Annotated in this window: 16 protein-coding genes; 1 reads left to right on the forward strand and 15 read right to left on the reverse strand. The window is 40.4% G+C overall.

The features are described 5' to 3' along the window. Positions 1-30: 30 nt before the first annotated feature. Entirely contained in the window at positions 31-1,341 is a 1,311-nt protein-coding gene (locus HZA08_00390) for a homoserine dehydrogenase (GenBank protein ID MBI5191883.1), read from the reverse strand. A gap of 141 nt (positions 1,342-1,482) precedes the next feature. Further along, the gene (locus HZA08_00395; protein ID MBI5191884.1) at positions 1,483-2,655 is read right to left on the reverse strand and encodes an aminotransferase class I/II-fold pyridoxal phosphate-dependent enzyme; all 1,173 of its coding nucleotides are present in this window, start codon (positions 2,653-2,655) and stop codon (positions 1,483-1,485) included. A gap of 447 nt (positions 2,656-3,102) precedes the next feature. On the opposite strand from HZA08_00395, the gene HZA08_00400 reads away from it, so the two are divergent. After that, a complete protein-coding gene (locus HZA08_00400) occupies positions 3,103-3,468 on the forward strand; it encodes a hypothetical protein (protein ID MBI5191885.1) in 366 nt (121 codons plus the stop codon). On the opposite strand, the gene HZA08_00405 is transcribed toward HZA08_00400, so the two are convergent. The 13 genes from HZA08_00405 to HZA08_00465 form a co-directional block, all read right to left on the reverse strand. Then, on the reverse strand, positions 3,436-4,704 hold the full coding sequence (locus tag HZA08_00405; GenBank protein MBI5191886.1) for a nicotinate phosphoribosyltransferase: 1,269 nt from the start codon (positions 4,702-4,704) through the stop codon (positions 3,436-3,438). The two genes, HZA08_00400 and HZA08_00405, sit on opposite strands and share 33 nt — an antisense overlap. A 56-nt stretch (positions 4,705-4,760) precedes the next feature. Further along, positions 4,761-5,345 carry a bifunctional nicotinamidase/pyrazinamidase gene (pncA, locus tag HZA08_00410; GenBank protein ID MBI5191887.1) on the reverse strand — a complete coding sequence of 195 codons (585 nt, stop codon included), beginning with the start codon at positions 5,343-5,345 and terminating at the stop codon, positions 4,761-4,763. Between the two features lie 71 nt (positions 5,346-5,416). Beyond that, positions 5,417-7,504, reverse strand: a complete 2,088-nt coding sequence (locus HZA08_00415) for a PAS domain S-box protein (protein ID MBI5191888.1) — start codon at positions 7,502-7,504, stop codon at positions 5,417-5,419. Positions 7,505-7,618: 114 nt separating this feature from the next. Continuing rightward, entirely contained in the window at positions 7,619-8,047 is a 429-nt protein-coding gene (locus tag HZA08_00420; protein ID MBI5191889.1) for a hypothetical protein, read from the reverse strand. Further along, positions 8,047-8,472: a flagellar export chaperone FliS gene (gene fliS / locus HZA08_00425; protein MBI5191890.1), complete on the reverse strand. Its 426-nt coding sequence runs from the start codon at positions 8,470-8,472 to the stop codon at positions 8,047-8,049. Before fliS ends, HZA08_00420 begins: the two co-directional genes overlap by 1 nt. Before the next feature lie 29 nt (positions 8,473-8,501). Continuing rightward, entirely contained in the window at positions 8,502-11,171 is a 2,670-nt protein-coding gene (gene fliD / locus HZA08_00430; protein ID MBI5191891.1) for a flagellar filament capping protein FliD, read from the reverse strand. Between the two features lie 5 nt (positions 11,172-11,176). Continuing rightward, entirely contained in the window at positions 11,177-11,551 is a 375-nt protein-coding gene (locus HZA08_00435; protein ID MBI5191892.1) for a flagellar protein FlaG, read from the reverse strand. Positions 11,552-11,654: 103 nt separating this feature from the next. Further along, positions 11,655-12,773, reverse strand: coding sequence for a flagellin (locus HZA08_00440; protein MBI5191893.1), 1,119 nt, complete (start codon positions 12,771-12,773; stop codon positions 11,655-11,657). Between the two features lie 187 nt (positions 12,774-12,960). Then, complete coding sequence (locus HZA08_00445; protein ID MBI5191894.1) at positions 12,961-17,094, reverse strand: tetratricopeptide repeat protein; 4,134 nt, start codon at positions 17,092-17,094, stop codon at positions 12,961-12,963. Then, positions 17,091-18,359, reverse strand: a complete 1,269-nt coding sequence (locus HZA08_00450; GenBank protein MBI5191895.1) for a tetratricopeptide repeat protein — start codon at positions 18,357-18,359, stop codon at positions 17,091-17,093. The genes HZA08_00445 and HZA08_00450 overlap by 4 nt, the downstream gene beginning before the upstream one ends. A gap of 268 nt (positions 18,360-18,627) precedes the next feature. Next, a complete protein-coding gene (locus HZA08_00455) occupies positions 18,628-20,337 on the reverse strand; it encodes a glycosyltransferase family 9 protein (protein ID MBI5191896.1) in 1,710 nt (569 codons plus the stop codon). Continuing rightward, on the reverse strand, positions 20,331-20,540 hold the full coding sequence (locus HZA08_00460; protein ID MBI5191897.1) for a hypothetical protein: 210 nt from the start codon (positions 20,538-20,540) through the stop codon (positions 20,331-20,333). Before HZA08_00460 ends, HZA08_00455 begins: the two co-directional genes overlap by 7 nt. A 90-nt stretch (positions 20,541-20,630) precedes the next feature. Further along, positions 20,631-26,006: an FkbM family methyltransferase gene (locus tag HZA08_00465; protein ID MBI5191898.1), complete on the reverse strand. Its 5,376-nt coding sequence runs from the start codon at positions 26,004-26,006 to the stop codon at positions 20,631-20,633. Positions 26,007-26,009 lie beyond the last annotated feature (3 nt).

The following is a 26,009-nucleotide window of genomic DNA, read 5'->3' on the forward strand; positions in this document are numbered from 1 at the left end:
CTTAATCTCATTCTTCTTTTATTAAATTACCTATTGTCCTTCTTCCACCCTTATCATCACTGTTTTATTTGCAATAAAATGAAGCCCGCTTATCTCTTTTAGTGCGTCCTTTACATTCCTCTCCACAGCCTCATGTGTCAGCATAACCAGCGGGACTTCACCGCCCTCTTTTCTACCCTTCTGTATTACCGAGGCTATGCTTATCTTATGGTCACCAAGTATACCGGCTATCTTTGAGAGCACACCGGGCATGTCAATAACTGTAAACCGGAAATAGTACATTGACACAATATCATCAATACTCATTATATTCAGCGGCATCCTGTATTCTTCTTTAAAAGAGGCCGGGGGAATCCTTCCGCAGCAGTTGTTCAGGATATTCCTCGCCACATCAATTATGTCACCAGCAACAGCACTGCCGGTTGGTAGACTTCCCGCCCCCCTTCCATAAAACAAGATATGTCCTACTGCATCTCCGGTTACATAGACTGCATTAAATGCCCCGTCTACTGTTGAGATCAGATGACTGCATGGGACAAAAGTCGGATGTACCCGTGCCTCTATCCTGCCGTCTTTCATTTTTGATATTGCAAGCAGCTTTACCCTGTATTTTAATTCTTCAGCATATTCAATATCAAGCGGCTGAATACCGGATATACCCTCTGTATAAACATCTTTAAGATTCACCGGCGTACCGAAGGCGATATTTACAAGGATAGAGAGTTTATGTGCCGCATCAATACCCTCTACATCATAAGTAGGGTCAGCCTCTGCATATCCAAGCCCCTGTGCATCTTTAAGGGCATCCTTAAACTCCTTCCCCTCCTGAGTCATCTTAGTCATTATAAAATTTGACGTACCATTAACAATACCGTACATACTCTCAATCCTGTTCGCAGACAGCCCTTCTCTAAGTGCCTTGATAATCGGTATACCGCCGCATACACTAGCCTCATAATATAAATCCACACCCTTTTGTGAGGCAGCACGGTACAGGTCATCACCGCTTAATGACAGGAGCGCCTTGTTTGCAGTTACAATATGCTTCCCATTCTCAATAGCCCGCAGGGTAAAACTCTTTGCAGGCTCGACCCCGCCCATCAACTCAACCACTATGTCTACATCAGGATTATCAATAACCTCTGTTGCATCTGAGCCTACAACAGCAGGATTAAGCCCCTCAGGCAGAGGTCTGGAAGTATCCTTTGTGACTGCCCTAACAATCTCCAAAGGAACACCTATCCGTCTCTTAATAATATCCGCATTCCTAAGCAGTATCTCAATAACGCCGGAACCAACGGTGCCGATGCCGATAATGCCGATGCCGATTTTAGATTTCATGCAAAGAACCCCATAGCTCACCCCCACCCTGACCCTCCCCCCTCAAGGGGGAGGGAAACTTAGTTCCCTCTCCCTGAGAGAGAGGGAACTCCCATCTGTAATCTTACTTCTTGCATCTTTCTTCTTACATCTGCTCAACACTTACCTCTGCAATACCTTCTTAATCCCCTTAACCGCCTGCCTTATCCTTCGTTCATTCTCCACAAGGGCAAACCTTACGTGGTCATCTCCATACTCTCCAAATCCCACTCCGGGAGATACGGCGACCTTTGCTTCTGTAAGAAGGAGTTTTGAAAACTCAAGAGAGCCGAGTGCCCTGAATTGCTCTGGTATCTTTGCCCAGACAAACATTGTCCCAAGGGGTTTTTTGATCTCCCACCCTATCCTCGCAAGACCGTTTATAAGTGCATCTCGTCTTTTTCTGTATATTTCAACTGTCTCCTGAACACATTCCTGAGGACCATTCAAGGCGAGGATGGCGGCAATCTGTATCGGCTGGAAAACCCCGTAGTCAAGATAGCTCTTTATCTTTATTAATGCCCCGACCATATCTTTATTACCTACACAAAATCCGACCCTCCAGCCCGGCATATTATAGCTCTTGGACACAGAATAAAACTCAACACCAACATCCTTTGCACCGGGAACCTGCAGGAAACTCGGTGCCTCGTACCCATCAAATACAAGGTCTGCGTAAGACAAGTCATGAATAACCATCAGGTCATTATCCTGAGCAAAGTCAACCACCTGCTTAAAAAAACTGATGTCTACAACTGCTGTTGTGGGGTTATGTGGAAATGAAATGATGAGCATCTTAGGCCTAGGCCATATCTGTTTATAGGCATTGCACATGTCCTCAAAAAAATCAGAATCATCACGAAGAGGGATACTCTTTATCTCACCACCAACTATTATCACGCTGTATGGGTGTATCGGATAAGTCGGATTCGGGGCAAGAACAACATCCCCCGGATTTATCGTAGCAAGGGCAAGATGTGATAAACCCTCTTTAGCCCCGATAGTAACAACCGCCTCTGTCTCAGGGTCGAGATCAACATTGTATCTTTTCTTATACCTGTCAACTATGGCAGTCCTGAGCTTTGTAATACCTTTAGATGCCGAGTAACGGTGATTCTTAGGATTCCTTGCGGCCTCAATAAGCTTATCAACAACATGAGGAGGACTACCCATATCAGGATTCCCCATCCCCATATCAATTATGTCCTCCCCCCTCTTCCTCGCCTCTATCTTCATAGAGGTAACAATACTGAACACATAAGGCGGCAGCCTCTGAATCCTGCTGAAATCTCTCATAATATTTCTTTACAAATCCTTTCTATTTTCATCCCCTCACCCTTACCCTCTCCCCTGAGGGGAGAGGGTAAGGGTGAGGGGGTAAACATAATCTAAGTAGTGAGATAATAAAGATTTTACCTGTTATTGTCAAACAGAAAATCACTTGATTTTGTTACTACGGAGTCATTAATTTTACAAGGACAAAATTTGAGGCTTCCTTTCGTAACCTTTTACAATTTTTTTCAAACCCGTAAGGGGAAAGTTGTAACAGTATGTTTAAAAGTTCGTGCAGATGTTTCTGATTTTGTGTAATCATTTCCGATAAATCAACAACATCTTCATTGGGTTGTTTTTATAAAAAAGTGCTTGAAAATAATAGTTCAATTATGTTATTTTTTCTACCTGTAAATTTTCCTTATTATAATTATAATCTAAACAACTGATAGACAAGTCAGGGGGGAGCTATTGACACGGATATTACAGTATTATATTGACCGACATGCGATCAGGACGATTAAGCAGTTCAACAATAAAGTAAGGCGCTTTGTATTGTGTGTCTTTAAACAGAAATATGTGGAACAGCTTGAGAAGACAAGATTCGGGGATTGTTTTCAATGCGGAAAGTGTTGCAGTCTATTGTACAAGTGTCCTTTCCTTGAGGGGCCTGAAGGGAATACAAGATGCACTATATATGATAAAGGAAGGCCAAAACAGTGTGCAGCGTTCCCGATTGATTACAAGGACCTTCATGATGTAGATTATTTATGCGGATATTTCTTTAGTGAAGAGGTGGAGAAATTAGGTAAGCTCAAAACGCAGAAGCTGTTGTAATACATACTCTCTTATTTCACGGGCAGAGGGTCTGCTGCCCGTTATCTTACCATTTTCTACAAAAGGCAACAGGATATCGCTGTTTCTGCCGCCGCAATTACAACAAGACAATATAGTATTCTCTTGCGTTTGATCGGAAAACTCCCGTTGCTCACCCCCACCCTTACCCTCCCCCGTCAATGGGGAGGGAAATTTCGTTGTCTTTAGTTCCATTAAGGGATTAAGAGGTACAATTTCTGATTTATAACAGGTATCACACCTCATAACCCTTTTAGAACCTGACATCTTTCCCCGTTTGGCAAGAGGCTTTCCCTCCACTTCCATTATGTCCATTGCAAAATCTATCACCTTTGCACTGCTTATCGAAGTCCCAACACCATAAGCATCCACAAAGGGATTTAATTCCGGTATCTTATACTCATCCAGTCCGCCGCTCACATAAAGTTTCACATGCTTATAACCCCTCAGATCAAGCTCCCACCTTACCTCCTGAAGTATCCTGGGGAAATTACCCCTCCTGCTTGCAGGTGTATCAAGCCTGACACCATAGAGTTTATCACCCATTGCCTCAGCAACGGAAAGCACCTCGAACTTTTCATCTCCAAACGTATCCACCAATGCAACCCTTTTTACATGCGGTTCAACGACCTCATGGAATGCCTTAGTTGCATCAACAGAATTCCCCATTAATATAATCAGTGCATGAGGCATAGTCCCCATAGGGTCTTCACCGATCATCTCACCGCTCATCACAACTGCAACACCATCACAACCGCCTATAAAGGCGCTCCGCTCTACCATAGGGGCTATTGCCGGATGCATCCTCCTTGCACCGAAACTTATTACACCTCTACCCTCTGCTGCCTTTTTGCATCTTGCCGCCTTTGTTGCAATACCTGATGCCTGACATAATAAACCGAGTATTGCAGTCTCATAAATACCAAAATCCGTATACATACCTTCAATCTCAAGTACCGGTTCATAAGGTCTGAAGAAAGTTCCCTCAGGCATCGAACGGACATTCACTTTCATTCCTTCGAACAGATTAAGACATTCATCCAGCCCTGCAAACACGCCCCATTCCCATGTATCAGGAAGGTTTTTGGCAATAAACTCTGCCTTTACCCATTTATCAATACCTTTAGCCTTTAATATCTTTATTGTCCTGGTAAAATATACATCCGTAATCCTGCCTGCCTTAATATCATCAAAGTCAGCAGTGTATAGTTTAGGCATCGCCCACCCCCACCCTACCCCTCCCCCCTCAAGGGGGAGGGAATTTTAGTGATTCACTAATCACCAATGTCGCCCAGTTTTATTCTTATCGCCCCTGCTGACAACATTTCTTTGATTGCTTTATCACTATCACCGGCCTTAACATCTACACCTCGTGAAGCATCCTCAAGAAATACAGTCTGAAAGCCTTCTTTTATGGCATCCAGTACTGTACTTTTCACACAATAGTCTGTTGCCAGCCCGCCGATAAACAGGCGGTCTATATGTCTTTGTTTAAGATATTCAGAAAGGTTGGTATCCTCAAAACCTGAGTAAGCATCTTTATCTGACAGCGTTCCCTTTGAAATTATTACTGCATTTGTAGGAATTAGAAGTCCATGATGAAACTCCGCCCCATTAGAATCCTGGATACAATGGGGCGGCCATGTCCCGCCATAAGCATTAAATGATATATGATTCTCAGGATGCCAGTCCCTTGTAAGAAATACCGGTAAACCTCTTTCAATAAACTTTTTTGTATAGGAATTAAGAACAGCCACGACCTTATCCCCTTCCGACACAGGCAAAGCCCCGCCTGGACAGAAGTCATTCTGTACATCAACGATAATTAATGCAGTGTTGTTGGTAATGAGGATATTCATTGTTCATCCGTTATCTTACTTCTTAATTCTTGCCTCTTGCTTCTACCTTCTACCTTCAGCCTTACTACCTCTTACCTATCCGTTAAGATATTACTAACCTTTTTCAGAAGCTCCTCTACATTATAAGGTTTTATTATATAATTACTGCCGATTTTTCTAATAATCTTCTCTGCATGAGGCCCGAGTATATCGCCGGTTGAAAACAGGATGCGGTTTTCCATATTGGGGCGGTTCTCTCTTATCCATTCATATAGAGCAGGGCCGTCAATCCCGGGCATCTTAACATCACAAATAACCATATCAAACGCCTCAATCTCTAATCTCTTTATAGCATCTTCTCCGGAACCAGCCCCGGAACAGATATAACGACTCATTAAAATATGCCTGATCACATCCCTCTGTTCTTCTTCATCATCTACTATCAGAATCCTCTTCTTATCTGTACTATCCCTTACCTCTCCCTTACCATCATCTACTAACCTGAGCAAAGTTGAATAATCTTCTCTTGTTATTACAGGTATCCTTATTGTAAATACAGTCTTCCCCTGCTCACTCTGCACACTTATATCTCCATTGTGTTCATGGACAATACCATAGCAGAGGCTTAATCCCAAGCCCGTTCCCTTGCCCACGTCCTTACTTGTATAAAATGGGTCAAAAATCTTCTCAAGTTTATCTTCAGGGATCTGAGGGCCATTGTTGGATATGTCAAAATAAATGTCCATATCCGAATAATAGGACCTTATTTCTATCTCATTTCCCTGCTCATTTTTGTCTGTATACATATCCAGTGCATCACATGCATTATTAATGATATTTACAAATACCTGTTCAATTTGCCTGTCATCAGCATACGTCATTGGAAGTGATTTATCGAGTTTGATCTTAAGATTTATGCCCATAGAAGATATCCTGTAATGGAGAATATTGATTACGCTATTTAAAACTGTATTAAGATTTACATAGTTCTTATGAGGTTTTTCCTGCCTTGAGAATCTTAACAAAGATTCAACAATATGTTTAGCGCCGACAGCAGAACGGTTAATCGTCCTGATCAAATTCAGTTCATTCTCAGCAATTGACGCCTCCTGCAGGAGTTCAGAATAGACTAATACCGGCAGGAGGCGGTTATTCAATTCATGTGCAATCCCTGAGACAAAAGTCCCCATTGATGCAAGCTTCTCAGTCTGAAGGAGTTTCCTTTCCAGCATCTTCCTTTCAGTAATATCCTTTGCAACACCAAGCAGCCCGCTTATCCCTTCACTACTGCTCTTGAGAGGCGTAAAACTGCATAGGGTCTGACATATATTGCCGTCCTTACCTTTCAGATCAACTTCAATGGTCTTTTTAGAACCTTGTTTTAAGACATGAATAAAGGTACGTATTCCTTCTTCACCAATCAGTAAGCTATCAAAAGTTTTTCCGACAAGTTCATCCCTTCTATAGCCGAGCTCCTCTATCTTCTTATTTAAAAATATAAACCTTCCTTCATTATCAATTGTAAAAATAAGGTCACTTGCATTCTCAAATATATTCTTCAGATAATCATGGGATTCTTCAATCTCTCTCGTACGCTCCATTACAGTCAACTGAAGGTCTTTGTTTAATCTTTCGAGGTCCTTCTGAAGCTGTACAAAGGTTACAAGGTGACCTATTGTCGAAGATAATACTGAGAAAACCTTTTCATGATGTTTGCTGAAGAAATTACGCCTGCTGTGGGATAAGTTTAAAACACCTATAACAGCCGCGCCGGAACATACAGGAAGGCATAACAATGACCCAATATCAACAGAAGACTTAACTTTCACATATCTGTTGTCATTATCAACATCAGAGATAAGGATAGCGGCGTTATTCTTTGCAACCATCCCTGCAACACCTTCACCTATCTTGAAAGAACGATTTACAAATACCTCCCCCTTATTTGCATGGTCTTTAATTGAAACACCTGCCTGATTGACCACATAATTTCCGCTTTCGTCCAATAACATTATTGAACAATGGTCAAGTCCAAGTTCATTTGAGAGAATTTTCACTACTTCATTGCAGATAGATTTGACATCGGAACTCTTATTGACAGTAGTAATAATCCGCTGAAATGCAGAAAGACTCTGCATCACATCATTGTAAAATCTTTGTAGTTCAGTATCCAGATCCATTTTGGGGGTAAGGGATTTATCGTTAATAATTAGGACGAATAAATTAATAGGATTTTATATCAAATTTAATTAATAAACAAGTAGGATGAACTATGAATATTTGATGGAATAAATCTATAGCTTAATACTTAAATAGGTAGGTGATGTGAACCCTTTTGAAAATGCCTTTGTCATCTGAAACCCCTTATTAACTTGTAAAAGGCGCTCTCCAATATCTTTATGCAGGATTGTCATTTTACTTTCACATTCTTTTTCATATTCAATTATTTTATTAATGACCCTTTTTATCTTACTTTTAAATTGCACTATAATTTCAGTACTGTTTTCAGATAGACAGTGAAGTTCACTCCTGATTATGGATAACTTCTCTACCTCTTCCCTAACTCTTATCTTCTCTGAAATAATATCTTCCACAAGTCTAAAATCAGTTTCACTTGAGATCGCATCCTTCAATTTAAAACAGATAAATGCAATCTTATTGTAAAGCATTAATTCATTTTCTAAACATATTATTATCTCTTTTCCCATATCTTTTGCTGTCATTATATTTGTACCGGCTGAGCCTGCTGTATAAGGTTGTTTTTACTGTCCGTGTTATTTTTATGTTCAGGTTTTGAAATTATCTTATCCCATGCCCCTCTCAATTCATTCATGATCTTCAAAGACTCATCTAATCCACGCGTGTCCTTTTTAATATTTGCATCAAATAATCTCTTAATCATGTACATATAAAGACTTTTTAGATTAGTTGCAATTGAACCGGCATCCATATTTAAGGCAGCGATAAGCTCAAAAAGTATATCCTGTGCCTTTGTAATCTTCTCTGACTTACCGATAAAATCCTTTTCCCTGTTCAACTCCTTTGCCTGCTGGAGAAATATGATAGCGCCATCATACATCATCAATATTAATTTCCCCTGATCAGCCGTTTTAACATTTATTTCCTGATATTTTAGATATGGATTCATCTGTTTAACCTCCTCAGTTACCGATATGTTTACATGTGACTCAACTGTTTAGTAAGCCAGTTACTCATATTCTGTACTTTGCTGATAGCCTTCTCCATTGCGAGAAATTGGTTTGTGAGTTTTTCCCTTTCCCTTGTAAGTCTTTCATCCATTGTATCCATCTGTTTCTGAAAGTTTTCAATAGAACTCTGCAATCCTGTCTGCCTGTAAGTGACATAACCATCAACAGTATCAAGCATTGTATTCAGCTTCTTCTCCATCTGTTCAGCCACACCAAGCGTAAGCTTTAATGTGCCGAGGCTTGCAGGAACAGAGCTGCTATAACTTATTTTTAAACTAAGCCCGTCAGTGTTGGTATTTCCGCTGTTCCCTATCAAATCCTGCCCGCTGCCTGTTGCTGTCTCACCATTGATAGTACCGGCAACATTAGTCCCGGTATATTCCTGTGCTGTTATACCCAATTGAGAGGTATTGTTCGTTCCCCCTCCGACATAACTTATTGTAAAACCATTAGTGCTGCCATACTGGTTGTTTGTAATAACAAGATTATTTCCACTGCTTGATGCTATTACATCTAATGTATTTCGTCCGGTTGTTGAAACACTAACTGTCCCAAAATCAAGAGAGCCTGCATTCTCCGTCAACGTCAGACTTGTCTTACTGTCTCCGGCAGTGTTATCTGTAATAGATATCTTTCCATTAGAATCAATTGCAGCAGTTACATTATTCCCGAATTCTGTCTCAAGTTCCGATAAAAACTCTCCAACCGTTTTGGTCGTCGCACTTGTAATTGTATAACTCCCGCTGAAACTTGCACCGCCTCGTTTTGTACCGGAATATGCAATCGTACTCCCATCAGTAATATTATTCGCATCGCCGCCGGTATTTATCTCCGACCATTTCGTAGTAGCTGAAATATATCCGCCGCCAGCAGCAGTTGTCTTTGAATTAGAGACAGATCCGGTCAGTACCTGTGTATACTCTGTTGCAAGCTCGGAATTAATGGCATTAACAATTGTGCTTGTTGAATCTCCATTATTTAATGAAACCGATGCAATCCTTCCTGTATACTTATCTGTTATTTTGATTGTATCCGCAGTTGCATCATCTGTATAAGTACCGCTGAATCCGCTCCCTGTAACAGTACCCTGAGATGCGGCAGTAGTAAGATATACCTCATAAGTACCTGCCTTAGTATTCTTAGTATGAGAAATATATTCTACTTTACTGTTGGTAGCAGTGCCTTCATATATGAATAGCCTTTTAACTGCGTTAAAATCGGACTGAAGCTCTTCTGTCAGCTTAGTATCATCTATACTTATCAGACCCTTGCTGTCAATGGAAATGCCTGCATTGGAGAGCATCTTCATAGTCGAAGAAAGACCGAGTATCTCACCGGCAACAACACTCCTTACATCCGATTGTACAGAGGTAAGGGTAACATCTCCTGAGAGTACTCCTGCTGTCTTCTTTTCCGTATCATAAGTAAATTGTTCATTAGCTAGTTTAATGATTTCGTTATAACTGTTTGTATAATTGCTGATAGTTTTTTTAACTGCATCTATATTTCTGGACACGGTTAAGGTCAATGTAGTTGTAGCTTCACTGTTGACAAGGTTTAAGGTGACCCCTTCTATTGCATCAGTAATTGTATTTGTTGTCCTTGCCATTGTAATGCCATCAACAGTGATACCGGCATCCTGACCGGCTGTAATCGAATTGGCCAGTCCGCCTTTTAGAATTCCAAGTGCCTCAAGGACATTATTGCTGTCTGTAAATGTGTTTGTCCCGCTTATCTTTAGCCGGTATGTAGTTACACCATCTGTTGTTGCAGATTCAATCGTAGTAGTGACACCGGTCGGCGCCTGTGCATCAATGGCCGTTTTTATATCTGTCAGAGATTGTGTTCCAAGATTAATGCTGACAGTTTTATCACCAATGGTTACAGTACCGCTTGGCGAAGAGGTCAGACCATATAATGTTCCAACCGCCGTACTGCTGCTTGAGAACTTATCAGACTTTGCACCGGTCGGAGAAACACTGGTCTTGATTGATGTTGTGGTATTTGTAAAACCAAGGCTTTGTATTACATCTGTACTGCTTGCATCCAAGATACTGAATCCGTCAGCACCCATTTTATCACTTGTCAGCACCAGACGGTTGTCTGTACTCGAAACAGAAAGTATATTAGCGGTTACATTGGAAGGAGTTGATCCGGTATTTTTGTTATTTATCTTATCCCTTAGATTTACTAAGGTATCAGTGGTTTCAAATTTTACATCCTTGCCGTTGATGAGAAATTCACCTGAATAACCAAGTGCCGTTGTTTTACTTGTGAAGGTAGTTGACGAGGTCTTCTGTGCCTTGGCCAGTGCTGAAACAACAATATTATAGACACCAGAATTTGCCTTGGAACCTACAGAGACATTAAGATAGTTAGCCGCACTTGTAGAAGTGGATGAGGTTAGACCGGATGTAAATGTATTAAATGTACCGGCCTCTTTTAAAGAAGTAGCTGAGGTCTTTAATGTTTGAAGTTTTCCTGCTAAACTTTTCCATGCATCCAGTTTATTTTTATACTTAAACTGATTATCATCAATAACCTTAACCTTTTTTCTATCAAGCTCTATCAACTGGTCAATAATCTTTTTCCAGTCAATACCTGATGCCAAACCGCTGATTGCACTTGTTGAATCCATAATTATTAGATCTCTTTGTCAATAAGCATCCCGACCATATCTTCAATCTTTGCCTGTAAGTCCAGCAACTCCTTTGCAGGGATCTCTTTGATAACCTCATTGGTATCCTTATTAATAACCTTTACAGCAATCTGGCCGGTAGCTTCATGAACAAAAAACTTTAAACTTTTATTTGTTGACTCAATTTTACTATTTATTTGATCCGCAACCTTTTCAATATCCCCTTTATTCAGCGTTTTATTTTCTTTATCATTTTCTGTGTCAATTTTCGTAGTTGAATTGGATAAAGCTGATTCATAATTTTTAGAAGGTGAATTATTATTGCCGGTATCAACTATGGGCTTATATAAAGAAGCAGATGTATTTATTGGGTCTACCATAGTAAGCCACCCCCTGACTATTTAAAAGAAAAAACCCTCCGCCCCCAGATAGTGCATCATAATTTTAAGGAGCGGAGGGAATTTTGTTTAATTAATATTAATTTTATCCTAATAGCTTAAGAACCATTTGCGGAGTCATGTTTGCCTGGGCAAGCATCGCATTACCTGCCTGCATAAGCACCTGGTTCTTTGTAAATGAAGTCATTTCAAAAGCCATATCCGCATCCCTGATAATGGAATCTGCTGCAATAGTATTTTCTATGGTGGCCGCCAGATTACTTGCTGCAAACTGCAGCCTGTTCTGTTTAGCACCTATATCACCGCGTTTTGTTGTCACATAAGATATTGCAGTATCAATATCACTCAGCGCACTCTGGGCAGATGCTGCTGACGTAAGGGTCACATCGAATGTAGCGCCGTCTTTTAAACTAGATGTCTTAAGATTACCTATTGCCAGAGATATTCTGTCATCGGAGCTGCTTGATGCTCCAACCTGGAAATCCTGAGTTCCGGCAACTACGGTAAAATAAGCAGCATTCAACTCATTACTTACACTATAATTGCTGTCAAGGGTTATCTTAACTCCAAGTGATTTGAAGTCCAAAGTCTGTGCCCCTGTCCCTGACAATGTGATCGTCTGGGTTATAGAGCCATTCCAGAGAGCTATTGTATTATCTCCAGCATCTGTAATTGTATATGTGGCAGATGTATCTACTACCCCTGAAACATCTATCTTTGCAGCACTGGCAATACCGGCGGTGACTAAATTCTGGCTGCCTATGCTTGCAGTAGCACCGAAGTTGCCGTTAATAAGGGTATTTGAACCGTACTTTGTAGAATTGGCAATACGATCTATTTCCTGTTCAAGCTGTGTAGCTTCATCATTCAGCTTAGTCCTGTCTGTAGATGTCAGGTTAGCAGAAGATGCCTGTGTTGCAAGCTCTTTGAGCCGCTGTAAAATATTTCCGACTTCATTTGCACCGCCTTCAGCCACCTGTAAAATGGCCATGGCTTGAGATGTATTATCGCTTGCCTTCTTGAATGAACGTATGTTTGCTCTTAATGATTCGGAAATTCCAAGACCTGCTGCATCATCACCTGCTCTGTTGATTTTGTAACCTGATGATAATTTTTCCAAAGACTTTGAAAGCATATCATCCGATCCGCCTAATGAACGGTGGGCATTGAAAGCGGCTATGTTGTTGTTAATCCTGAGTGACATGGTTAATCCTCCTTGATTGATTTACTAAGGTTTTCTTTGCCTTAGTTTGTTACGGCATCCTTGCCGTATGAACCGGACTTATCTTAAAATCGGGAGCCGGCCCTTCTCCACTTTTTCAATCTCACCTGCCTTTCCTTTTTTATTGTCTCGTTGATGGTAATTTTTATCGGAGATGGTATGAATAACTTTAATAGGTATCTGCAAGCAATACCAGTGAAGTCTTATAAGACTCCATAGCCTCATGCAATAAAGACCTAGCCTCAAATGATTCGCCGATGGAGTCAAAGATTTTTGAAAGTTCTTTTGTTGAATTTATTTCAATATCAATATTCATTTCAGTATATTTTAATACCTTGTTACATGCCTCAACACAAGATTGTAAATCTCTTGTAAGTGCAAATAGTCTTGATAAAGAAATGTGCAATGTTAAAGCATTCGGGTCAATATTCAATGCCTTAGAAAAATATTCTGCGGCTTCATAATATTCCCCGGCTTCCATTAAACAACAGCCGGAATAATAATATTTCAGGTAATCCATTTTCTTTATTGGTAACGGATATGAGCTGATCTCTATATTTAGATTTTGATGAACTTCCATTTGCTTCAATGCTTCGCTGTATCTTCTTTGAAAGAACAATGCCTCTCCCAAGAAAAAATATCCGGTAGCAAATTCAGGGAAAAGGGCAATCAACTCCTCGTATATTTTTACGGCATCATCTTGTTTATCCGATTCCCTGTAAAATTGGGCCAGCTTAACATAAGCAAACGGATACCAATCCATGTTCCTTACTGCTGATCCCTTCTGAATTCTTGCTTTATCCATATAATATATAGCCTGAACAATATCTCCAATGCAATAGAAACTATTCGCCAGATAAAATAGTTTTAAAGGGTCATCCGGAGTTAATGCAAGCTCTTCCATCAGCAGTGGTATATTCCTCTTAACCTTCATCCTGATTTCATCATCATTCCTGTAACCATAATGTTCAACATTAATATCAAGAGGCGTCACTTTAATACCGGTTTGTTTTAGCGAACCAGACACATCCTCATGGACTTTTCCTTTAAATTCAATACCCGGGATATTCGGGAATATCCTGAGACTCCGGAAACTTTCTTCCTCATGATTAAGCTCGTTTATTTGATTATTCCGTTTGCTTGTTATAATGATAGAATACGCCTCTGCTTTGCCGTTATAGCTATTAGAACTGTTACGTGTTTCGGGCAGGGTTTCCTTTAACTTCAGAATCATATCTTTTGATTCCTGGGATATTTTTTCATCTGCATCAAGCCATAATATATAATCACCGGAGGCATTTTTGATTGATATATTTCGAGGGCCTGAGAAATCATCTTTCCATTCAGTCTGTAGTATTTTTGCCCCATAAGAAGATGCTATCTTCAGAGTATCATCTATAGAACCGGTATCAACGACTATAATCTCATCAACAATATTTGCGACTGATTCAAGACATTCTTTCAACACAGCCTCTTCATTTCTGACTATCATACAAAGTGATAATTTTGGTTTCTTTAAATTTACCTTTTTTAATTCATTCAATAACATTGAGACATCATCTAAATGCTGATTCAGCAGCAACGCCTTCTCCAATGACTCAACAGCATGACTTTTGTCGTCTAATTTAAGGTAAGATAATCCTATATTTTTATAACATGACGCATAATCAGGTTTTAGATCAATTGCCTTCTTATAATAAATAATGGCCTTATCATAATCTCCAATCTCATAATAAGCAGAGGCAATGTTATTATATAACCCGGGGTTATCAGGTTCTTTGTTGATACCTTGATTTAAATAAACTATAGCTTCCCTGTGAAATCCAAGTGTTATCAGACTTGCCCCAAGATACCCATGAACAAAGGGGAAGTCAGGATTTATGTCCAATACTTTTTTAAATGCCTCAACAGCCTCAGCCGCTAATCCATATTCACAGCACTCTATCCCATATTCATAATATGCCTTTGGATTTTCCGGTTCTTCTTCAATCTTCATCCTACAGTAATTTATATACTTAATCCTTTTCTCTCTTAAAGATAATCCTGATTTTCCTGCACCATAATGATGAACCGGTATGGCAGTCTCTCCAATTATGAGTTTCAGATTTCTTACAGAATCTTCTACCAATTCATGAATAACCCCGCTGAATCTTATTCTGCGGTCATTCCTGAACAACCTTACCTTACGGGACGGGAACCATCCTGAATTGCCGCTGCCCTCTTTATATGAGTTGTCATTTTGTATCCAGACTGCCCCCCTTGAATCATTTATATAATTTCTTGTTAAGAAACTAAAAGCATCATATTCCTTACTTTCACACAGCAATCTCAATGATTCAATATCTCTCTCTGCAATTATCTCATCCGCATCCAATATTAGTATCCAATCCTTTGTTGCAAGGTCAAGAGACATATTCCTTGCATCACTGAAATTATCATTCCATTTAAAGTTGTAGACTTGTGCCCCATATTCGCGTGCAATCTCAATAGTCCTGTCTTCTGAACCGGTATCAACAACTATCACTTCGCTTACTATGCGATGCACAGACTTGATGCATTGTGCCAGATTTGCTTCTTCATTTTTAACTATCATGCAAAGAGAAATGCCATGCGTAACTTCTCCTTCTTTTATACTCTTATTAACTGTCATAAAAAGATCGTTCATAAAGGTCAAAGCAAATCCCCCCCTTTGTTCAAGGGGGGGCTGGGGGGGTATTTTCGGATAAAGATCGTTAAGACTTTTTTTAATTAATGTATTGGAAGGATCTTTCTCCAATGCCTTTTTATAATAATATTCTGCATCTGCATATTTACCTGTTTTCTTATACGCTAATCCAAGATTTAAGAGGAAGGATGATTCATCCTTGTCGAGTGCAGATGCCTCCATGAATATTGGGATACTACTCTCGTATTCCTTATTCTGTAGAAACGATACTCCGACTGTATTCAGCCGGCAGATATAATTCTTTGACCCCGGGATTAAAGCCTTTTTAAAATGTATACCAGCCTTCTCTTTATTTGATAACTTTAGATAAGCCTGTCCTATAAAAAGATTTGCCTTTTCATAAGCCTCCCCCTTCTCCTCCGGTTCATAATTATTATCAGGCATGTTTTCATAAATATTAATAAGCCTTTCCATTCTGTCGGTATATGTATGTTCGCATAGAACCCTCTGATAACCGGCCTCTGCAATCTTTCTCATCTGAGCAGGATTACTCAGGTAATAACCGGTAAGTCTGTTTAATTCCTCTTTATCCCTGTAACATATTATCTCTTTTCCTATTAAAAAGTACTCTTCCAATTCCTCTTTGAAATCCGTCAATAGAAAGGACATGCATGCAGGGACATCAAATACCCTTTGATTAACTGCTGTAACAAGCTGTGTCCTTGAAATGTTAAGGTTTATCAATGAGGCATTGTATACCTTAGGAAGGTCTTCAAAATAATCTACCGCCGGATGAAGGCTGCATTTATCTAAAACCATTAGCCAGCTCTTGTTTCCATATATCCTGATACCATATTTTAGAAGAGGCCGTATCAATTCTGCTCTGTAATCCCTGCCTGATTCATGCTCAATAATTATATTGATAACCCATGGAATATCCTCCTGCGGATATATTGGATTTAATCTAAAGTAATCTAATGCTGACTGATATATTTCAGGAGTACTTTTCTTAGTACCTTTTTTAAGGTTTTCTGAGGCAAGCCTTATTACATCATTCATCTCTTTCGGCATGTCAACCCATCTGTTTCTAAGTACATTTCTTAATAATGCACACTTGTCGGCATAACTATAACCCACAAAGCTTATATCTGTTTTGTATTTCGCGATATCAGCAGTATCAAGAGTCAGCGGCTTGAAATAATTATCATCTGCACCAAGAGGAAGGTGGTAGGTTTCAGTCATGCCCAGTTTCTTCATCTCCTCGCACTGATGTTTATCATATACAAGTTTTGTAAATAAATCTGAGTGATTATATTGCCCATAATTAAGCACTATGAGCGGATTATCTACGAACCAGATGAATACATGAATATTCAGTATCCTATAGGCTGATAATAATATCCCATCCCTGTCACAGGTTTTTCCATTTATATCCAGAATAAGGTCAGGACCAAAAGGGATTATCTCTTTGAGCAGGGCTAACGGATCGAATAGGTCGAAGACATTAGAACCCTCCTCGCCCTTCAATTTCATTAGTTGTACGGTATGTCCGATTGCCTGGAGCCCCCGTACACAGCTTGGGCCGATATAACCTTTTTCATGGTCAATTACAGTAATTTTTAATTTTTCTTTTTTCATAACATTTCTAAAATACGTCTTGCCTCTTCATTTCCGGGGTCATATTTGACGGATAGTCCTATCTCTCTTTTTGCATCCTCTCTTTTCCCTGTTTCAGCGTATATCAGACCAAGATAAAATCTCGGCATGCTGTACTGAGGATTTATTCTGACTGCTTCCATAAACTCCTCTGATGCCTCTTTCTTTTTACCGAGTAAATAATAGGCCACACCAAGATTATGCCTTGCAATAGAATGATTAGGGTAAACGCGTATAACTTCTCTGAAATGAAGCAAAGAATTGTTAATATCACCGTTTTTAAAGAATATTTCTCCCAGCATATAGTGGGCATTGAAATGCGCTGGTTTTATCCTGATGACATTCAGCAGGAATTTTAATGCCTCATCGGCACGCCCCCTCTTTACCAGAAAATTAGCAAAATTATATTGAAACATCGCATTATCGCTATTTAACCTCAATGCCTTTAAATAGAATTTTTCAGACTTCAGGTCATCTGATTTCTCTTCTGATAGTAAAGCAAGCTCATGATAAGCATCACCAAAACCCGGTTTGGAATCTAATAACTCATTCAGCAATTGTTCTGCCTTTTCAAGTAAGCCTGCTTCTATATTCAGGCGTGAAGCCCTTAATAAATATTCCGTATTTCCGGGATATTCCCTTGCACGTTTCTCCTCTAATAACGCATAACGCTGTAATTTATTCTTGAATTGATCTTCACCCCTCATAAATCCATAATGATGAATCGGTATATGAGAATCCTGAAACTGTAATCCTTTATCCTTCATGCTGTCTTCAAGCGTCTCATGAATCCTGCCTTTATATCTTATCCCAAGACCATTCCTGAAAAGCCTGACAAGCGGGAAAGGATGGAACCCTGAAATGCTCATACTTTCTTCATAATCCATTGGATTAGGCAGCCATCCGATTATATTTGATTTTTCACTATAATTTCGCAGAATAAAAGTATATCCTGCATATTTTTGGGTTTTTATTAATTCACTTATCTTTGAAAGGTCCCTGCCTGCGATGGCTTCATCAGCATCAAGTACAAGTATCCAGTCACCTGATGCCTTTGAGATTGAAAAATTCTTTGCCTCACTGAAATCATCATTCCAGTTGAAGGGGAATACTCTTGCATTGAATCTATTTGCTTCCTCAACCGTCCTGTCGGTAGAGCCTGTATCAACAACAATAATCTCATCTGCTATTTGCTGTACGCTGGATAATGCCCTGCCGATAACCTCCTCTTCGTTTTTAACAATCATGCAAAGCGTCAACATAATATTTCCTTATAGTAACAGTCTTTGTTCATCCAATAACCCCATCCCCACCCTACCCCTCCCCTTGAAGGGGAGGGAATCAACGTAGCCCCCTCTCCCTCAGGGAGAGTGTCCGGGTGAGGGTGGGGTTTTCATTGCCCTTTGTGAGCGCCCCGCTCATGACGGTTCATCCAATAATCCCATCCCATCCCTAACCCTCCCCTTGAAGGGGAGGGAATGAACTTTAGTATCCCTATACCCTTCATTTTTTATCTTATACATTGACTAAACCGATTCTCTGAAATACAGCACTTGTAATCTCATTCAAAATTATTATCATTCCGGATGATAATAATTTTAACAGCCTGTATATCTCCATTGTTTCTCTTATTATCTGTATTGGGTTTTCTTCATGAATACTTGCCTTCTGCATACGGTAAAACGTAGTCAAAGGTCTTATATGTTCTGTACCTGAGCCTTTCTCATAAATTAATAAATCAATAATCTCAATATCTTCCATCTTTTCCTGAATGGTGTTTATATAACTTTCTTCATTAGAAAATATATTGGAAAGGGTTTCTTCAGCTTTTATTAATCCACGTTCTGCAAAACACTCTAAGACCCTGAGCGCTGATATTAAATCATCAGATTTTTTATCAAAAGTATCCGGTAAACCTGTTATATCCTTATCTGTTATATCAAAGGTCTCTTTCAGCCATTGGATCTCAGATACAGGAACACTTCCAACTTTTCTGTTGCCCAGCACATCCTTCCATAGCCTCTTATAGGCAAGCATTAAAATATCATTGAATGTAAGCGGCCTTTTAACAAGCGGGACATACGATATGAACCCGTCATCATCAAACATTGAGATATTTACTTCAATGTTTTTGTTATTACAATTTATTGAATTATCCGGATTCAACGCATGGTTAATAACAGAAAACACATCCCCTGAAGAAATGTTATGCCGGCATTTATAATCAATTGAACATTCATCCTTCCACATACATGGATAACAATCAATAACAGGTGATATTGTTATATGCCCTCTGCCGTACGGCCCGGTTTCAATGGGATATGCATGACATATATATAAGCCTATAACCCTTGTGCCGGCTGCGCTTGATAAATGTACAGTTCCTGTGTCATTGCTGACAAGTAATTTACAACGTTTTAATATGGCGGCAAGCTGTGAAAATGTTGTCTTTCCTGTCAGGTCAACAACGCCGGGATTATCATTTTTAATAGTCTGAGTAATATCCCTTTCAGGGTTTGTTCCAAGGACAATAACCTTTATTCCAGAATTTATGAGCAATCCGGCAAGTTCTGAGAATCTCTCTTTGGGCCAGATACGCCTCCTGATACTTGCACCCGGCTGTAAGGCTATAACCGGTGTCCCGTCACTCAACCCTTCTTCATGGAATAGCTTCATAGCAAACTCGTCTGCTGAATCACCTGTCTGGAACCCGCTCATGTCTTCAACAGGGGATCCATATTCGTAATTTCTGAAAACATCAATAATATGGAAAGGGTTGTACTCTCTGGTTTGAACCACACACCCCATGTAATTTGCCCATGACCCGTTAACTATCCGTTCGCCATTGCTTCCTGTTGTAAACCCGACCGTGTCAGGTACTTTCAATAGTGACGTTATAAGTGTTGTTATCTTATTAAAATTAAGATTAATAATGCGATCAAATCTAATATCCCTCAGACCCTCTATAACATTTTTCAGATACCTGTAACCGTATAATATAATTTCAGTCTCATCCAATCCGCTCATTCCGCCGGGAAGATTAAGCCAGTCTGCAATCATAACTGAATCAACCTCTTTATAACCCATTAATATATCCTTAACTTCTTCACGTGCTAATACTGTGACGTGAGAATCCGGATGAATTTGCTTAATACCCTTTATCAATGGGACTATGAACAGGTTATCCCCAAATCTGTCGAGTTGAATCAAAAGTATCTTTACCATCCCGGCTCTCCTTTATATCTCTTGATTACGCCTTCAAGTAACAGGAATATTTCTTCAGCCTCAGTAAATCTGCCTGAACCGCTCTCAATATGTTCTCTGATTGTTCTGAAATTAAATATCTTATCCTGGGGAATATTTTTGAGATATTCGGATAAAGCAGGATCAATACTTTGCATTTTCAAAACCATTCCGATTGTTGTCATTTATTGACCACCCCCACCCTAACCCTCCCCCGTCAAGGGGGAGGGAATAATTGATATAACCTCTCCGTCAAGTGGGAGGGAATATTATTTTTAGTACGAATTATTTTTCCTCTGTTCAAACTCTGCTACAACCTGTTGTACCTCGGGATTGCCGGGCTGTTTCAAATTAGCGAGCCGTATCACATCCTCTGCGTCCTTCATATCCCCCTGTTCAAGGAAATACCGGGAAAGGAATATATATGTCTGAATGTAATGGGGGTCAATTTCGAGAGAGTCCACAGCATATTGAAGTGCTTCAGAGATATTATGTAGTTCCTTTGCAATACAGGCAAGTTTATAGAGGGATTCAGCAAATGTCGGATCTTTGCTTAAATCGTCTTTGTATATGGAGATCGCTTCTGTTAATTTCTTATCCTGAACTAATTGTTCCGGTAATGTGTGTGTATCGTACGAATGGTGATTGCATGGTATGTCTGCATCAACTACTATGCCGCCTGCTTTTATGATAAAAAAACCTTCCCCGCGAACACGACGCTGCAAGAACCAGAACATCTCCTCGTCATTGTTGCTAATGGCAAGCCCCTGTATACAGGGGCGAATCAGTTTTCCGTTGATTACAGAAATAGACATATCTGCATACTGAATAATCTCTACACTTTTTCCGTTTCCTGTTCGGTGTGCATGTGTAAGAGGGGCGTAGTTGCCGGTGGGGACAGTTATTGCAGCATCCGGGTATCCTAATGCAATGTCAATTATTGCGCGAACTTTTTCCTGTGACGGATTCAGTTTTTTATCAATAAGGACAATGAAATCGTATTGTCCCTTCGTCATCGTTTCTATCAGCCAGGGTTGTATCGGATCTCCGCCAGGGGAAATGATCTCCCCTCTGTAGAACTCTGCAATGGAAGTGTAGCTTCTCAGGTGATCCGCAGGTATAGATGTGCCGCCGCCTCTTTCTACAATAGCTATACGTGGGAACCTAATGACAGTGTTTTCCGCCACCGGGATGAGATCGTCCGGTTCATAAGGCATTAATGTAAGTTTACCCTGTTGCCCTACTTCTATTCGTTCATTTTTATTAAGTTTTATAAAATATTTTTCCTTGTTGATATTTTGAGACGGCCCGAACATATCCGCCCGGTATCTGCTTGTGGTAACGCTGCCGAAGTGGTGGATAAAAACGTCATTAGCAACGATCAACCTATATCCTGCTAAAAGAAGCCGCAAGGTTAAATCGTCATCACTAAAGCCATATCCGCCGTCTCTGCCATTGGTAGGAAGATCAGGGTCCCACCCTCCAATCCTTTCTAATATCTCCTTTTTTATAATATAAAGCATACCAACTACTCTCTGAGTTTCGAAATTCGATCCTTTGTGGTTCTTTCCCCACTCGGCTGCAAATGTCTGGTAAGCTTCTAAGGTGTCATACTCTGCTTGAGCAGCCTGTGGGCCGCTTATATTGTTTGAGCGTGGCCCAACCATTGCTATGTCAGGCGCAGATTCGATTTGTCCGATGAAATTATGCAGCCATCCCTCGTGCACAATCGTGTCATTGGTGACAGCGACAATGTATTTTCCTAGTGTAAGTGAAGCTACATAGTTGCCGAGATATTCAACATTGCGGTTCTGATAATTTCTAATAATGCGGGTATTGGGATGGAATGTCTTGACAGATTCAAAATATTCATAAGTACCGTCTGTTGAGCCGTTATCAACGAGCAGTAATTCGTAATGGCCTGTAGTATAATGTAAAATACTCTCTACGCACAGCCTGGTGTATTGAATCTGATTATATGCTAAAACGATAATACTTGTCATAATGCTTTCGTTATCTCCCAGGTTATTCGATTGCAAGGTATCAATAGAAGAGGAAAGGCTATTCACAGGAGCAGGCGGAATTGATTGAAGAAAAGGAGATGGGCTGACGTGCGGCAGAGTCTTGGCATTAGCAGGGAATCCGACATGGTTAAATATTCCCAAAAGCCGGTGCGTCCAAGTATGTTCGGCAATCGTCCGCTCGTATCCACGCTGTGCAATCACCTCACGTTCGTGAACATGGGAAAGATAATACATGGATTTGTCAATCAATTCTTCCGGAGAGGATGCAAGCACAACTTCCCTGTCAGGCTCATAGTACTCTTCCAAATGGTCAGCAGGTGTTGTAAGCAGGAATCCCCTGCACCCCGGTATCTCAAAAATCCTTTTACTAATCTTATGGTCATCGCTGCCAATAGAATCACCAATATTTAGATTTATCTTTGTTTGATTATAAATCCTCACCATATCTTGATACGGTATGTCCATTGACCCGGGCCAACCGAAACCGAAAACATCAATAGCGAAACGGTTTTGGCGTATCTTCTCTATTATGTCTGAACGATTATCCTTAGCCGAACCAACAAAGCTCATATCTCGCGTCCTGACGCCTGGCATTTGTTGATAAGTAAATGGGTTGAATGCCCACTGGCTTTTAATAACTTTATGACCGAAACCGGCTTGTTGGTATTTGCCTATGTCTTCATGCGAGGTGGTTATAATGTGGTCAACGCAGGGTGCCCAATGCTGCGCGTTATAATCAAAACTATGACGGTCATCGTTCATCCAGATGATTGTTTGTGTATCTGTATGATCAGTAATTGAGCGCAATGCTTCAGGCAGAATGTCCGCATGAATGTTAAACGGGCTGTATAAGAACAGATCAAACTGTTCTTTACGAACAATTTCCATGAGCCTGTCCGACATGCCGGCAACCCCTCGCTGCTGCGCCTCGGTGACGAAATCATAAAATTGCACCTGTACGTCCTCAAAGCGATTAAGTGCATCGTACATGTTCCACCAATTATAATCATATCCTCTTTGTGCATTGCCGGAATTATATTTGGCTCCGGCAACCAATACCTTTATCGCCGGTTTCTTTCTGATAAGGGAAAACTTGTGATCCCGCACAGCAGGTACCATAAGCCCCTGTATTCGCGAGATCAACTGCTCTCTAATGATTTTATTATTATACAGTTCAGGAGGCGAGGCACTCGATAAATGCTTCCATGACCACATCACAGGATTACTTATAAACTGCCAGGCCCTTACCGTTGGCGGTACGGCTTTACCTTCTGTCCATGTTCTGTCCCCGTCAAATAGTGTGTCTAATGATTTTGATGATGCTCCGGCACACACTTCCACCAGAGAATCATAAAGCGCATAAGAGGAGTACTTACGCAAGTTTCCGTTAATTATCCACGCGTCAATCGCTGAGACATATCCTTCATATTCTTTCTGGGACATATTTCTAAGATAGTTGTCGAGTTCTCCAAGGCCGGCAAATCTACGAAAATCAATGAAGCATTCTTCTGAAATATAATCCCCGATATTAGAGGCACCTAAGTATATAGGCACTGTCCTCGCTTCAAAACAATCGAGAATCTTTTCTGTAATGTAACCGGCAGACAGCGTCTGATGGTTAGTGTTCTCAAAACATAGGCTGTAGCGGTATTGTTTCAGTACAGATATTTTTTGACCATCCGGGATTGCACCGCAGTAATTGGTCATTTGGAAAGCTGTTCTGCCGTATACATCAAAGGGGATTGCCGAGTTTTTAGAAAACCACTCTGCAACCTCAATGCGTTTTGAGTAAAGCTCACCTGGTACATGAGAATGTTTATTGCCGCTGATCATACAGATCGCATTCTTACGGCCCATTAAAGGGTAAAGCAATTCGCGCTGACGCGGCATTTCAGTGACCGGTTCCTTTGTTGATCCATCAGCACGCGGAAATAGTATCTTCTTGAATCTATTGTCCTGTCCGATAAGCGCATCGAATAGCGTGAAAACATAGTCAAAATGCTTCCAGACACGCTCATCAAATTCACCGGGTAACACAACAGCAGGTTCGAGCATGACAAGGATATTTAAACCAGGCCGCTTGCCCCGGTAACTGAACGAATTGTGATATGCATAATGGTCACATCCTTCTATAGGAAGTTGAGACCAGAGAATAGATACATTGCCTCTATGAACTTCAGTAACATAATTCGGGCGTAAATGCCCATATACAATATTTATTGTGAACCTGTGCCGGCTGCCGGGATGAGGGATTACAGTCCTCAAATTAAACTCCTGTTCAAGTTTTGCAAGCTCTCCACGTATAGGTATAGAATGATCTATGGTTGTACAGAATTCTTTGCTGACAAATATACCGTTAGTGCGATTATCAAATACCAAAAGATAATCATGCTGTTCCAGAAATTGTACAATTTCATTACCACCGACATTAATCTCAATGATTATAAGGGATGGCCGATAACGGTTCCAATCATTGCTTTTCAAAACAGCAAGGTCGTAGCCCTCCGCATCAACAGACAGAAAATCTATCTTCTGCCCTTTAAGGTGTGACTCTAAAATATCAACAAGTTTTACAACAGGAGCCGGCTCTTCAGAGACTAACGCAGCACCATAGATTTTTCCGGCCTGAATGGCAGCCTGTTTGTTGAAGGAAGAGAGGGTATCTGCCGACATGCGATAAAATGTCATGGTCCCGGCTTCCGGTCCGACACCGACTTTAAGATTGATATCCCGGACTCTCTTTTCACAGAGTTTGGCGTGAAGATTAGGTTCGGGTTCTATATTGATACCGCACCATCCTCTATTATAAAACAGCTTGGTGTTACTGATTACATCCGGGTCATTTGCCCCAATGTCTATATAGACGCCTGTTTTTTTGTGCGATAGCAGGGCATCTATGACCACATCTTCACCGTATTGACTATACGATTTTAGGAATGAGTTCGGTAATACCTTGGGGACTAACAGTTCACGTTCCATAATGAATTCAATATGGTCGGATGATTTTTCTCCTTTGACCCTCCACCGGACATCCATTTCCCATGCTGCTTCAGCCTGCTGTGGAGATACAGGGTCAATCCACAACACATCATAATTTTCAGATAAGAGTTCTGTAAAATCACTGAATTTACTTTCCGGTATTCCAAGGTATCTTGGCGGTGTATTGTCAGGTTCAACTTCGCACTGGATTTCACGAATCTGCCCTTTTTGGATCATATCTTTGAGGGATTTCAGGACAGTAAGGTCCATCCCCTGCAAATCTGTAATCAGCGTGTCTATTTCCTGAATGTTATTGGTTATACAAAAATCATGAAGATTTATTGCAGGTACTTTTATCTTCTTTTGTGAAGTAAGCAAGCCGCTTATCATGTGCCCAAACTCAGGGTTAGGCATGCCGAGAGAAGAAGCAGGGTCCCAATTTGTCGTAATTGTAAACTCTACGTCCTCCCCGCTCTTTTCTGTCAAAGCCCCGTAAATAAATTTTACATTGGGATCATTTTTATACATGTTGCCGGCATTTACCACTTTATCCGGATTGGCATCAAAGCCATAACACATATCGAAATATGGTCTGATGCGGCTGAAGTTGACTAAATTGTGAATTCCACAATAAAACAATATTTTCATCGG

The sequence above is a fragment of the Nitrospirota bacterium genome (assembly GCA_016212215.1).
Lineage (GTDB): Bacteria > Nitrospirota > 9FT-COMBO-42-15 > HDB-SIOI813 > HDB-SIOI813 > JACRGV01.